Origin of the sequence: Avibacterium sp. 20-132 (genome assembly GCF_023611925.1) — a bacterium.
Taxonomy (GTDB): domain Bacteria; phylum Pseudomonadota; class Gammaproteobacteria; order Enterobacterales; family Pasteurellaceae; genus Avibacterium.
Genome location: NZ_CP091456.1, coordinates 627088 through 640630, shown reverse-complemented (window position 1 = coordinate 640630; position 13543 = coordinate 627088). Strand labels below are relative to the sequence as shown.

16 protein-coding genes are annotated in these 13543 nt (G+C 39.2%); 6 read left to right on the top strand and 10 right to left on the bottom strand.

Going from position 1 to position 13543, the window contains the following annotated elements; all coding sequences use genetic code 11:
- The 10 genes from L4F93_RS02945 to L4F93_RS02900 form a co-directional block, all read right to left on the bottom strand.
- Window positions 1-285 (bottom strand): acyl carrier protein, encoded by a 285-nt coding sequence (locus L4F93_RS02945; RefSeq protein ID WP_250351055.1) that lies wholly within the window; start codon window positions 283-285, stop codon window positions 1-3.
- Window positions 285-1529: an ABC transporter permease gene (locus L4F93_RS02940; RefSeq protein ID WP_250351054.1), complete on the bottom strand. Its 1245-nt coding sequence runs from the start codon at window positions 1527-1529 to the stop codon at window positions 285-287. The genes L4F93_RS02945 and L4F93_RS02940 overlap by 1 nt, the downstream gene beginning before the upstream one ends.
- The gene (locus L4F93_RS02935) at window positions 1523-2245 is read right to left on the bottom strand and encodes an ABC transporter ATP-binding protein (protein WP_250351053.1); all 723 of its coding nucleotides are present in this window, start codon (window positions 2243-2245) and stop codon (window positions 1523-1525) included. Before L4F93_RS02935 ends, L4F93_RS02940 begins: the two co-directional genes overlap by 7 nt.
- 7 nt (window positions 2246-2252) lie before the next feature.
- The gene (locus L4F93_RS02930; protein WP_250351052.1) at window positions 2253-4118 is read right to left on the bottom strand and encodes a Fic family protein; all 1866 of its coding nucleotides are present in this window, start codon (window positions 4116-4118) and stop codon (window positions 2253-2255) included.
- Window positions 4119-4128: 10 nt separating this feature from the next.
- The gene (locus L4F93_RS02925) at window positions 4129-5124 is read right to left on the bottom strand and encodes a BtrH N-terminal domain-containing protein (RefSeq protein ID WP_250351051.1); all 996 of its coding nucleotides are present in this window, start codon (window positions 5122-5124) and stop codon (window positions 4129-4131) included.
- Window positions 5121-6122, bottom strand: a complete 1002-nt coding sequence (locus L4F93_RS02920) for a virulence RhuM family protein (protein WP_250351050.1) — start codon at window positions 6120-6122, stop codon at window positions 5121-5123. Before L4F93_RS02920 ends, L4F93_RS02925 begins: the two co-directional genes overlap by 4 nt.
- 104 nt (window positions 6123-6226) lie before the next feature.
- Entirely contained in the window at window positions 6227-6637 is a 411-nt protein-coding gene (locus tag L4F93_RS02915) for a hypothetical protein (RefSeq protein ID WP_250351049.1), read from the bottom strand.
- A complete protein-coding gene (locus L4F93_RS02910) occupies window positions 6624-7787 on the bottom strand; it encodes a beta-ketoacyl-ACP synthase III (RefSeq protein WP_250351609.1) in 1164 nt (387 codons plus the stop codon). The genes L4F93_RS02915 and L4F93_RS02910 overlap by 14 nt, the downstream gene beginning before the upstream one ends.
- A 2-nt stretch (window positions 7788-7789) precedes the next feature.
- Window positions 7790-8716 carry a dialkylrecorsinol condensing enzyme gene (locus L4F93_RS02905; RefSeq protein WP_250351048.1) on the bottom strand — a complete coding sequence of 309 codons (927 nt, stop codon included), beginning with the start codon at window positions 8714-8716 and terminating at the stop codon, window positions 7790-7792.
- Window positions 8717-8853: 137 nt separating this feature from the next.
- Window positions 8854-9279, bottom strand: coding sequence for an excinuclease ABC subunit A (locus tag L4F93_RS02900; protein ID WP_250351047.1), 426 nt, complete (start codon window positions 9277-9279; stop codon window positions 8854-8856).
- A 140-nt stretch (window positions 9280-9419) separates the two neighbouring features.
- Here L4F93_RS02900 and L4F93_RS02895 point away from each other — a divergent pair, with 140 nt between their 5' ends.
- The 6 genes from L4F93_RS02895 to L4F93_RS02870 are packed head-to-tail and all read left to right on the top strand — an operon-like array spanning window position 9420 to window position 13541.
- The gene (locus tag L4F93_RS02895; protein WP_250351046.1) at window positions 9420-9833 is read left to right on the top strand and encodes a hypothetical protein; all 414 of its coding nucleotides are present in this window, start codon (window positions 9420-9422) and stop codon (window positions 9831-9833) included.
- Window positions 9834-9839: 6 nt separating this feature from the next.
- Window positions 9840-10592, top strand: coding sequence for a beta-ketoacyl synthase chain length factor (locus L4F93_RS02890; protein ID WP_250351045.1), 753 nt, complete (start codon window positions 9840-9842; stop codon window positions 10590-10592).
- Window positions 10577-11329: a lysophospholipid acyltransferase family protein gene (locus L4F93_RS02885; protein ID WP_250351044.1), complete on the top strand. Its 753-nt coding sequence runs from the start codon at window positions 10577-10579 to the stop codon at window positions 11327-11329. Before L4F93_RS02890 ends, L4F93_RS02885 begins: the two co-directional genes overlap by 16 nt.
- A gap of 13 nt (window positions 11330-11342) precedes the next feature.
- Window positions 11343-11600: a phosphopantetheine-binding protein gene (locus L4F93_RS02880; protein WP_250351043.1), complete on the top strand. Its 258-nt coding sequence runs from the start codon at window positions 11343-11345 to the stop codon at window positions 11598-11600.
- Between the two features lie 8 nt (window positions 11601-11608).
- On the top strand, window positions 11609-11887 hold the full coding sequence (locus tag L4F93_RS02875) for an acyl carrier protein (protein WP_250351608.1): 279 nt from the start codon (window positions 11609-11611) through the stop codon (window positions 11885-11887).
- A complete protein-coding gene (locus L4F93_RS02870; protein WP_250351042.1) occupies window positions 11880-13541 on the top strand; it encodes an AMP-binding protein in 1662 nt (553 codons plus the stop codon). Before L4F93_RS02875 ends, L4F93_RS02870 begins: the two co-directional genes overlap by 8 nt.
- Window positions 13542-13543: the final 2 nt, after the last annotated feature.

Below are 13543 nucleotides of genomic sequence, written 5' to 3'. Positions count from 1 at the left end.
TTAAGAATGCTGGTGACGGATAAATTGGGCTAAATCACGAATATTCATCATATGTTTACGCACCATTCGGTCGCCATTTAACCTCACTTTAAAGTGAGCTTGTAGTGCCACCGCAATTTGTAGCGCATCTAGAGAATCTAACTGGATACGGCTTTGTTCACCAAATAATGGCTCATCATCGCTGATCGCGCTGGGATCGATGTCCATTTTATCGCTTTCTTGCACGATCAAGTTTTTCAGTTGTTGTTCTAGTTCAGGTTGGCTGAGAGTAAAAATATAGCTCATTAAAATCTCGCTTGTGTTTTGAGTTGATGGGCGTAAATCAGCACGGCGATGAAGAGCATCACAGCACCAAAACCCGTTAAAAGCCAAAGTTCAGGCTGAATTTGCATTAACGTAGCCTGATTTAATAATAGTTGCTGAAATGCCGTTAATGCCCAACCCATTGGTGAAAATTGGGCGATTTCTTGCATCATATCAGGCATTACATAAGTTGGCACCATAATGCCACCAATGGCAGCCATAATGATAATGCCACCGCCTCCTAGCACCACAGCCTGTTCAGTTGTGCGCGCAATCACACTAATTAATAAACCATAGCCTAGCGCAGAAAGGCTTACCGCAGCCGACAGCACCGCATAATACCACCATTCACCATTTAAGCTAAACGCAGGCATAGCAAGCATTGGTAGCACCCAATAGCCTAAGGCGATCATTCCAATAAATTGGCATTGATTGATCAAAAAATACGGCACTAATTTTGCTAAAATCAGCCTCAGACTTGAGGCTCTTGCTAAACGTAAACGTGTGAGCGTGTTGGTCTGTCGCTCCATCGCCATTACGTTGGAAAGGGGGATCATAATAAAAAACATCCCAAAAATTAACCACGCAGGTACGCTATGTTGCACGGCATTGGGCTGATTGACCGTTTTCCCTTGGCGATTAAGATAAATTTCCTGCCAGCGCTCTTGTGCTAAATAAGTATTAATTTCATCGAATTTTTTATCTAATGCTTGATTGACTTCTTGCTGAATGCGTTTTACTGGATTGCGTTGATTGTGTTTCAATACAATGTGATTATCTTTGGAATAACGCTCAAGTCGTTGCTGGCTGTAATGCTTTTGCAGGATGCCTTTAACGCCAAGCAACCACGCCCGATCCACACAGGGATTAAGCCAAAGTTGTAAAGGCTGTTCTTCTTTTAGCACATTTTTATCTTGATTGGGATTTACTACAATCAACGCAAATTTTTCTTGTAGTAAATCTTGTTGATATATCTCTAATTGAGCGATATTTCCTTGTTTTACGAGCAGTTCCTCTTGTTGTAGTGCGGTAAAAAATCCATCATTTAGGGGATCATTTGGCGTACCAAGCAGCAAAATTTCGCCACGATTACCTAGTTCATTTTCACTGCTGAGTGCGGCTGACATAATCAACATAAATAAAATCGGCATAATAAATAACACTGCTACACCGTGCAGATCGCGGCTTAATAGGCGTAATTCTTTGAACATTGCAGCAATTAGCATTTGTTCCCCGCTTGTTGTAAAAAATCCAAATAAAAATGCTCAAGACTTTGCCCTTCAGCAAGCATTCCCTTTATTTCTCCTTGATAAATGAGTTTACCTTCATTGAGTAAAACTAATTGATCGCATAATTGTTCAATTTCTTGCAGATAATGCGAAGTATAAATTACCGTGATGCCTTGCTGAGTTAATTCTGCTACGGAATTTAAAATAAATTGGCGGGATTGAGGATCAATACCTACGGTGATTTCATCTAAAAAAATCACTTTTGGACGATTAATTAGACCAATAGCAAAATTTAAGCGGCGTTTTAATCCGCCTGATAAATGTTTTGCTAATTTAGATTTATAAGAAGTTAGCCCGACTTTTTCTAATAATTCAGTGAGCCAGTTTTTATCATTGATATGATAAAGTGCGGCGAAAAATTTTAAATTTTCCCATACCGTTAATAAAGGATAAAATGCAAAATCCTGTGGCACTAAAGAAAGTTGATGGCGCTGTTGTTTGCTCAATTTGTGAAATGGCACACCCTCAAAATAAATCTGCCCTTGCTGCACCGCTTGCAACCCACAAAGTAAAGACATCAGTGTTGTCTTCCCAGCGCCGTTAGGACCAAGCAAACCGATTGCTGAGCCGTGTGTAATGTGAAGATTTATGTTATTTAAAGCGAAATTTGAGCCATCAGCGTATTGATGGCTGAGTTTATCAATATCAATCATACTTTTCTTACTTTCTTTTTCGGTATTTTTGATTACGATGTTTAGGGTTATCAGGGTATTTCATTTCGATTAAACCAAGATATAGTGCAGGGTTTAAATAGCGTTTGCCAAAATTCACTCTGTGGGAGATACCAAGTATTTCCATCAATTGTTTTGCACTTTGATATTCGTTCCCTAGTACAGCGAGTAATTGTTTTACTTTATCACTTTCTTTATCACTTTCTTTATCACTTTCTTTATCACTTTCTTTATCACTTTCTTTATGATTTATGCTTGGCTGTACTACTTTTATATCTTCTGAAGCCTTGTTTAATAAGGATCCAAGATTTTCTTGCTTAGTTGAAATCATCGTGTAATCAGATTTTGATTGAGTTTTGACTTCATTAAAATTAACAAGTCGATAAATTAACTCATTACGTTTTACACCCTCAACAACCAAGAACCCTTTATTTTTAAGCTGAGATAAAGCAAGGGTAATTTCACGTCCTGTATATTGAGGAATGGCTTCAACAATTTGTTTATGATTTGCTTGCTGTCCATTGATAGCAATATATAACAAACAGTCTTTCACTTTTTGCTTTAATTGTGTAAAGCGAGCGCCAAAGTGATCTGCTAACGTTTCTTCCCATTTTATAATTTCACCATCTTGAAATGTTAAGGTTAATCTTGTGTAATCAATTTGGCTTTCTAATTTAGGGGTGGTGAAATAGTAATTTTGCCAATTTTGAAAGATATCTTTCACTCCCTGTCCTTGGCGCTCACATAAACCCACACGACGTAAGATATTATGAATTGTGCCATTCCTACATTCTGAACGATTGCCCACAATAGCGTGTTGAATATCAACTAGCATAGTTCCTGCATTTTCAAAACTAATTTGATTTTGTGTTTTTACAATCTTTAAATGTCGGCTGTCATTAAAATAATCTGCATGAGCAATAGCATTGACCAAGGCTTCGCGTAATGATTTAGTGATTTCATTTTCTTCAGTTCGAGTAAGGTTATCAAGTTTAAAATGGGTATCTTTGCCTAAAGAGGTCAAAAGAGGGGCAATCTTCCAATAGAATTCAAGTAGATTTCCTTCTTCTATATCGAAATCCGTAATGCGTAAATCATAGCGGCTATTTTGCTCACTGGTTTCGTAATATTCAAAGAAAAAGTGTTTAAGGTAATTTTTGATAATATGCCCTTTACCAAACAACAGTAAACCGGCAAAAGTAACGCCGCTTTGCCCTGTTTCAGGATCTATTGCTATTGCACCAATGCGTTCGAATAGCTCCTCATCAGATCGTAAGAGTAGTGGTTCAGAATCTTTTTGTGCTTTAAGTAAATTACGATATTTATTTAAGGTATTTATGTTTAGATAATCTAAGTTACTATGAGGAATAATTTTTCCGTCACGATTCTTACTAGTAGAATTTGCAATCATTGAACGTAATTGTTCATCATTTAATTTATGATCGCCTGCTTTTAGACGAATATAAGAACGACGAAGATCTTGATTCAAATGAATTGGGCGATCCGCTTCTTCTGCTTTTGGTACATAAATTACGATGACTTGTTTACCTTTAATCGTAAAGCAACGCACATTCTCATTAGATAATAAAGCAGTGCTTACTTTTTCTTTACTACGAGATTGCGTAAAAATAAGGTCTTGGATTTTTTCAGCATTTGTAACACCTGAGATATGCAGTCCCTCTTTTTCTGATACACCGAGTATGATAAAACCACCAGATTGGTTTGCAAAAGCTGAATAGGTTTCCCAGATTGTTTTGGGAATATCATTTTTAGCCTCTTTATATTCCAGCCATTCTCGCTCAGTATATAAATTACCAGAGGTAAGCATCTCTTCAATATCAATCCAATTTAGCATCTTGTTCCTGCTATTGATTTTTTAACATACGCCATAACGTGGCTTCTTTTTCGGCAACAGCGTTCAAAAACTTGGCAATTTCTTGATAACCTTCAACACTCGGCTGCCGGCATTGCTTCACGCAAAGGCTGGCAAATTGTCGCCATTGATCACCAATTTCTGTCATTTGTTGTGAAGCTTGTTTAAAGTTTGGCTCTTGGCAGATTTCTGCCGCTTGCTCTAGGAAATAGGCATAAATATAGCGAAAGCCCGCGCCACCTGTGCCAATTTCTTCTTGCATTCGCACGATGTGACCAAGGAAGAGTTTTTTGTATTTTTCACTTTGTTTACTGTGAGCAAATTTTTCGATTTGTTTTGCAAGAGAAAACATTCCGCGCACGCCAACAAACCAAAACGGTGCGAGCATTTGTTTGGCATTTTTGCGAATCGCTTTTCTCAATATGGTGGGTAAATCAAGTGCGGTCAAATTTGGCGAAGTTTTCCAATAATACATTAACCCTTTTGCCGCTAATGCGCCTTTTGCGAAACGTGCGCGTTGTAAATCTTGTACCGCACAGCGCTGTACTTGCTCAAAGACAGGATCGCTAATTAAATATTCGTTCTCCTGTTTGCCATAAACTAACAAATTATGTGCATTAAAATGAAAACGCATTTCGGGCGGAAAATAAGGCAGCCAAAACACTGAAGTTTGCAGTCCCACCAGTTTTCCTTGCGCTAAAGCCTTATCCAAGGCTTGTTGCCCTTGTTGTGGTGAACGAAATCGTTTTAACGCAAGTTTTCCTTTTAATACTTTTGACACTTTTTTAAGCATTGCCCCCGGTGGCATTCGATAAGAAATTAACGGCATTCCGCTAATTTTGATGAGTGGAATATAAACAAAGGTCAATGCCGATGCCAAGCCAAATACCATCGCTTCATTGAAATTAACCCCTTGCGATTTGAGTAAGGTGGACATCACGCCACTTTCGCAATGGGCAGTGTGTTGGTGGGAAAAGTTATTGTTCATTTTTTAATATTTAAAAGTTCTTTGATATAAATTTCACCTAATTTTTCTTTTTCTAAACAGCGTTTTTGTGCATATTTGTCATATTCAAGAAGTGCTTTTTCCTCTGCTTGTTTTTTACTGATTGAACCTTGATCTCTCAATACATTTCTATCGTTAAATTCAAGAAAACGATCTAATTGTTCTTCCCAATCTTTTAAGAAAAACTGTTTTTTTCGGTTTGCTTGATCTTCTGCAAAATCTAGCCACATTGAAACAATCCGATTTAATGCTGTAATTTCTTGTTCATTAAGATAATTTTTAGCTACTGTAATATCTTTTTTTACTACACCGATACCACTAAAATTTGTCAATCCCATATTAGGTAATTCTGCATTTGCTCGTTGAAAAATGATTTCTGCTGCTGTTTTATTAGTACAAGCAAAATGAAGTTTGTTTTGAATTTTTTGGAAAAATTGCGTTGTTTCTTTAAAAGAGGGTTGATAATCTGCCGCTAAAGTGAAAATTTCACGCACTCGTAAATACATTCGGCGTTCACTTGCTCGAATATCTCGGATTTTTTCTAAGAGCAGATCAAAATAGTCATTGGCTTGATTAGCACCAATAGGTGGATTTTTTAATCGTACTTCATCTAACACAAACCCTTTTTCTATATATTCGCCCAACGTGCGAGTTGCCCATTGGCGAAATTGAGTACCACGCGTTGACCGGACACGATAACCAATGGCAATAATTAAAGGTAAAGGATAGTAAGCGATTTGGCGTTTAATCTCTCTCCTGCCTTCATTTTGAACTGTCAACTGAAAGTTGACGGTTGAATTTTCATCAAATTCACTTTCATCAAAAATAGCTTTAATATGTTTACTGATATTCTGCTTTGTAGTTTGATAAAGCTCTGCAATTTCCAACTGATTTAACCAAAGTTGAGAACCTAATTCGCGTAAGGTGAATTGAGATAAACCGTCTTCGGTCGTATAGATTATAATACTGTTTTCTTTCATATTTAGCGGTACTCTTAATGAATATCAATCTACGCTTTGCTATATCGTTATTTCTTAATTCTAGTTAAAATCTATACCAATCAAATAGTTAAATAAGCCAAAGATTACGCTAAAGAAGAATGTGATACAAAATTTTTGAAATATTCCATCTCAACACCAAACACATCTGCATATTTCTCTAGCTTCTTCTGAGAAAGTGTTTCCCAAACCTCAGGCCTAAAATGTCGCTTTATTTGCCATTGCCAAAAGCCGGTGGCTTGGGCGAGGGATTGTTCATCAAAACGATATTTATACATTAAATAGTACAACACTGATTTTTGCCCATTTTTAACCGCCTGTAAGGCTTGTTCTGTTTGTTGCTTAAGGGCTTCCACGGCTTGCTGAGTGGCAAATTCTTCCGTTTGCCAGCCTGTACTTGTGCTAGCTTGATAATGCCCATTTTGGGTGGCGTAGATGATCTTTTTCTGTCCACGGAAAATGCGGCTATCATCTTGTGGAATGTCATTCAGCTCCATTCACCACCTCAAGCAACATAAAACAAGAGGAAAAACGACCGCTCTCGGGGATATAACATAACACTTTCTGACCATTTTTGAGTGGGAAAGTGCGCATAAATTCTTCTAAAATAATGTAAATAGACGCCGATCCTGTGTTTCCTTTTTCGGCAAGGTTGGTAAACCATTTTTCTTGTGGAATATCAAACTGAATATGTTGTAAACCTTCCGATAATTTGTTACGAAAAAAGCCCGAAGAATAGTGCGGTAAGAAATAATCAATATTTTCAGCACGGAGTTGATATTTGTCGATTAAGCGAATTAAGGCTTTTTCGACGGTATATTTCACAATATTTTCGTTGAGCAATTTTACATCTTGTTTAATTGCCATTAGGCTGTGTTTGTCGCGATATTGGCTATCTACCGTCTTCCAGCTAACAAACTTGCCATTGTCGATTTCTGCGCCTGCGTACATACACACAGGCATTTCATTGGCGTAAGAGACGAGATCAATCCAATGAATTTTAAAACTAATGCCTGTTGGATTTGGGCGATGGCTTAATTGTGCTGCTCCTGCGCCGTCTGAAAGCATCCAGCGTAAAAAATCTTTTTCAAAACCAATTTCAGGTTTTGCATTATCAAGTTGTTTTTGATTAATCTCAGGACGGAAATTTTCGCTGCGCATTACTGCTGAGGCGGCTTCAGATGCCACCGCAATCGCATTTTGATGTTCCCCTGTGCGAATCCCATTATAGGCGTGTTTCATCGCTGCCATTCCCGCCACGCAAACGCCTGCGGTAGTTAGCACTTCGCAAGCTGGCGCATTGGGAATTAAGCCGTGAACCATTACCCCTTGTCCCGGCATAATTTGATCAGGATAAGAGGTGCCACAGGCTAAACAGTCAAGCTGATTTATATCCACGCCTTGCGCCACTAATTTTTCAATAGCACAGACTGCAAGTTCTGTGCTGCTGTGCGTGGCTTGCCGTGTTTGTGGGTCAATGGCGTAATAACGCGTGCGAATCGCATTTGAGCGTAAAATCATATTGCGAACACGGGAAGGAACATCACCGACCATTCCCAATACGGCTTCCATTTGATGATTGGTAACAGGATTATTTGGCAAAAAACTTGCCACTGAATTAATATAAACCTCAGAAAGTTGCGACATCATTATTCTCCAGATGGGGCAGCAAAATAGCGTTTTTGGCGCTCAAGTTTTTCTTTTAATAAAGGTTTTAGCAAACGCTTAATGAGAGCGGAAATTGGCACGACGGTAATAATTAATAAGACTAAAAAAGCAATATAAACATATAACACAGCTTGGCGCAAACGTGGTGAAATTTGACCGCACTTAAGTAATAGCTTACCCCATAAATAAAAGCTACGGTGTCCGACTTTTTCACTCATCATCAGTTTCTCATCAATTTGCACTGCGCCCATATGTTGAAATAGGGGTTGATTGAGCGAGGCATTTTCCGCTAATTTTTCTGCAAGTTTGCCACCAAATCGCTGCATATCGGCAATATTTTCTTCACTAATGCCTGCGCTAGGTAACCACTCATAAGGACGCTTTTTACCTGTAAACAGCCATAATGGCGTGGTGATAAAACTTGCCCACGCGTTAGATTGATCCGTTTTAACGATATTACCAACCAGTATTGCGCCAGCTTGATTTAATAATGCTTTGACTTTTTCTTGCGCCATTAACCACATATTACGGCAGCCGATTAAGGTAACGACAGGCGTGTTATTCAAGACGTCTCTAGCTTGTTCACTTTGTAAGAACGCGGTAATCGGTTGAGATGGAGAAAGAAACCAAACACTATATGCAATAATGATTAAATCATATTGCCTACGTTGCAGTGCTGGTGTTTCAATGGGCGCAGGTTGTAAGTGAACACTTTCAGGAAAGGTATTAAAAAATGGGGTAAATTTCCACGGAAAAATATAATCCTGTTGCGGTTTCACCTGATATTCTTCAATTGAAATGTCTTGTTGAGTGCGTAGTGGTTGTAGAAAACTTTCCACTAAGTGAGAAAGTTGCCCTGTTTGCGAATAAGAAACGACAAGAATATGTTTAGATGAATGCGTGACCATAAAGTTAAGTACTACAAAGCGTACACCGATAAAATTCGGCGCAAAATTATAAATTTGATAATGTGCTTGTCAAGCCAGATAAAATATCAAGTGCGGTGTAAAATTTCCCAATTTTTGACCGCACTTAATGAAATGAATTAGCGAACAATATCGCCTTTCAAGGCAACACCGCTCATTAGATTTCCTGCGTGACATTCATATTGTGTTGTACTGCGATAAGGGTTTTTCTTATAGAAGCTGATGATATTGCCCACTTTCGTGGCACGATGTTTTTTCGCCGTATCTTGGAATTGTTTCACGACTGTGAGGAACGCCCATTGGCAAGATTTCTCATCACTTTTATTTGCTGCATTTGTTTTACGATTACTGACCATACCTGCTTTTACGGTCGAACCCGGTGCTGGTCTGCCGAAATAGAGTTTAATTTTGGGATCTAATACCTCTTTCGCTTCAGGGGAATTCAACGCTTCCTGAATGGAGTAATAATGGGTGGTATCTCTTGGTGCGCAAGCAGCAAGTAAGAGTGTGGTGAAAGCAATAGCAAATTTTACTGAATGTTTCATAATTTTTCCTTGTTTTTATTAGATAGATTAAATACCTTAATTTGATCTTATGTAAACGGTTGCTTTGTGTTTGGTAATTTAGCGTAAATTAAGGTAAACTTCCACAATATTTTTTATTAATAAATGGTTAGGTTTTTATAATGAAAAAATTATTCTCAATTTGTTTCTGTGCCGTCACTTTAGTAGGGTGTGCAGCAGGGATTAAGGATTCGCAACCTGTGCAATTAGCGAGTCTTAAACAGCCATTATGCGTTACCGCAGATTTGCGAAAAGCACCTGAAGATTTTTCTGACGCAATTTTAGCGAGCTTAAAAAAACGTGGTATTAAAGCACGCTTTGTTAAATTCAATGAGTTAGCAAGTTGTGAATCTATTTTAAAAGCGAATGTTCGTGGTAACCGTGCCATTATTGCCCGTGGGAGTTTAAAAGTTCAACAAGATAAGCAAGTGCTTGGCTTTGTTACTTATAGAAGAGGCGGTGATGAAGCGGAGCGTGTAAAAGAAGTGGGTTTACAAGGTCAAACCGATTTAATGATTAACGAATTATTTCAATAATAATCAATGAACACCGCAATTTGTCAGTTTAATTTTTCGCTAAGAGGATGGAAAGTGGTGACTAACCGTGAGCTTTCCCCCCAAGATTGGCAATTAGGCGAACAACATTGGAGGCAAAATAGCCACTTATGGCAACCTTTTGCTCCTAAGTTAGCCTTTTTACCCCCATTAAAACGGCGACGTTTAAGTGAATTGGCGCGCTTATTTTTTGAAGCAGCGTGGGATCTTATGGAAGAACAGCCTAATATCCCCGTGGTTTATGCTTCTGCGAATAGTGAAATCAATCGCAATTTTGCTCTCTGGCATAGTCTTTTAAGCGAAGGTGATATTTCACCCACATCCTTTAATTTATCTGTGCATAATGCGTTGGTTGGGCAATGGTCAGAAATGCGCCAAGTAAAAGCAGAAACCACGGCAATTATGGCACAACAAGATAATTTAGAAGTCGCATTACTTGAAGCTTACTTATTGTTGCAAGAAGGACAACAACGAGTGCTTGTCGTCGTCGCAGAATCGCCATTGGCGGAACAATATAATGCACAACCTGTGGTTCGTCAGCCTTTTGGTTATGCGTTAGCCTTAGTCGTAGAAAAAGGCGATCAATACCAACTTAGCTTACATCGTGCTGAGGAAGGCGTTGAACCCGCACAAAAGTGTGGTGACAATGCGTTATTTTGGGGGCAGCAACAATATTTAGACCAATCTCAGTGGCAAACGTTAAGCTCCCGTGGAGAGGTTTGGTTATGGCAGAAAAAGTAGATTGGTTACGCCGTTTTCTTGCTACCGCCATAGGTTTCGCTTTTTGGGGCATAGCAGGAACATTATTGCAGTTGATTCTATACCCTTATGCACGTCGCCCACAAAATTTAGCCACACAATTAAAAGTGCGTCGTTTTGTTGGGAAAATTTGGTATTATTTTGTTCGCTTTTGCGTTTGGAGTGGTGTGCTAGAAGTAACCTATCAGGGGTTTGAAAAATTAGGACGCGCGGGACAATTAGTGATCGCTAATCATCCTTCTTTACTTGATGTCGTGCTTACTTTAGCGAAAACGCCGGAGTTAAATTGCATTGTAAAACAAGATTTATTACACAACCCCACAATGCGAAATCAAATTCTGGCTTGTGGATTTTTGCCGAATACGGAATCTCTTGAGCTGTTAGAACAATGTGATAACGTGCTGAAAGAACAAGCAATTTTGCTTTTCCCTGAAGGAACAAGAACCGGTTGGGATGGCGTGGTAAAACTGAACCGAGGTGCGGTATCGATTGGTTTACGCAGTGCGAAAATTATTACGCCGGTGGTGATAAAAATGCGTCCACTGAATTTCAAGAAAGGGCAACCTTGGTATCAACTTCCTAAAACGCGCATTACTTATACGCTTTCTGTGGGCGATGATATCGATCCACAAATTTGGCTTGCTGAAAAGCCTTTACCTTTGGCGGCACGTCGCCTAACACAATATTTAAACGATTATTTTAATTCTCAAACTCAATAAAAGGATAAATAAAATGGAATTAGAGCAACAACTTAAAAATATCATTATCGAAAGTTTAGCATTAGAAGACATCAGCCCAGAAGATATTGAAAATGAAACATTGCTTTTCAGTGATGAGGGCTTAGGTTTAGATTCCGTTGATGCACTTGAACTCGGTTTAGCTGTACAAAAAGCCTTTAATTTACAATTAGATAGTGAACAGCACGCGTTACGCGATCACTTCACGAATGTTAATACTTTAGCCGCCTTTATTCGTTCACAACAAGGTTAATAACGATGATGACAGAACAACAAATTCAGGGCTTACTCTCTGAGGCTTTGGTTTCTCTCTTTGAAATTGATCCAAATAAGATCACACCAGAAACTCATCTTTATGAAGATCTGGAAATTGATAGCATTGATGCCATTGATTTAATTGATTACATCAAACGTAACACGGGATACAAAGTGAAACCTGAAGATTTTCGCAATGTGCGTACCGTAAATGATGTGGTGCAAGCCGTGTTAAAAATGAGCCAACAAACCCAACAAGCCACTGACGATTCACAGAATGCCTAATTATACGGAACACAGCCTTATCGCTACACAACCTGATTGGCGTTATGGCGACTTTGCTTATAAAGCGTTACAAATGGCACAAGCTTTCAAACAGCAAAAAGTGAAATCTATCGCTGTTTGGCTAGAAGACGGTGCCAATCTTGCCTGTACCTTACTTGCCGCGTGGCAGGCTGATGTACGCGTACTTTTTCCGCCTAATTTAACTGAAGAAAGCCTTGAATGGGTTGCTCAGCACGCGCAGTTTTGGTTATGTGATAACGAGGCAACACTGCCTTCAAAAGTATCCTTTGATGCGTTTGGTCAGGATAGGGTTATTCCAAAAGAAGAAAAATTTGCACCGCACTTTGATCGTAATGCACAAACGGAAATTTGGCTGAAAACCTCTGGCAGTACAGGAGAAGCAAAGACCATTGTCAAAACGGCTCAACAAATGTGGCGAAGTGCGCAAGTGTTAGCCGATGCTTTACCGTTTCCTGCAGATAATCAGTGGTGTGCAATTAGCACCGTAAGCATTCAGCACGTTTATGGGTTAACCGTGCATATTATGATGGCTTTAGTGTTAGGGTGGCAAATAGGGCGTAAGCAACTGTTTTATCCTGAATGTATTAAGTCGGCACTTAACCAATCAGAAAATGCGGTGTTAGTGAGCAGTCCTGCGATGTTATCAAGTATTGCTTGGGATAAAATGGCTATGCCAGCAAGTTTGCAAGGTGTGGTTTCTTCAGGCGGTGCATTGGCTGATGACGTATCAACGCAAATTCGTACGGCAATTCACGCCCCTGTGGTGGAAATTTATGGTAGTACGGAAACAGGGCCTATTGCTATCCGTGATGATATTCATCTTTGGCAACGGTTGCCAAAGAGCCAGCTCGGACAAGATGAACAAGATGCCTTGTGGATTGAAGCCGATTGGATTTCTGGGCGTGAGCAAACGGCAGATGTCGTAGAATTTGATGGCTCGGGTTTTCGTTTACTCGGACGCTGTGATCGCATTGTAAAAATCGGCGATAAACGCACATCTTTAGTGAGTATTGAACGTCAGTTATTGCAGCATCCTTTTGTAGAGGATTGTTATATTGCACGTCATCCAGAACAAAATCGTTTAGCCGCTTGGGTAGGATTGACGGAAGTGGGTATTAACGCCTTTCGTGAACAAGGTCGTCGTGCAGTCATTGCACAACTGAAACAAGCCGTAGCAGCAAATCAAGATAAGTCAGCTATTCCACGTTTTTGGCGTTTTACTGATAAATTACCCCGCAATAGTCAATCGAAAATTAATAAATTAGCGTTTAATCAGGTTTGTGTGGAAACTGTGCTTGATCCCATTTGGTCAGCGCCAGCGTGTGATCAGAATCAATATGTAATAAAAGGCAAAGTGCCGTTGGAATTGCGTTTCTTAAAAGATCATTTTGCTGAATTTCCCTTAGTGCCGGGGGTGATCGAATTACAATGGATCAGCGAAAAAATGCAGGATTTTTTAGGGTATTCCCCAACGTTTTCGAGCATTGATCGTTTGAAGTTCCAGCATTTTTTACGTCCAAATGATGAGTTTGAACTTTCGCTTACTTGGCAACCTGAAAAGCGACGAATGGCTTTCCAACTCAAGGTAGCAGAAGAAACTTGCTGTAGTGGTGTAGCAATTTTAACGGAATAATA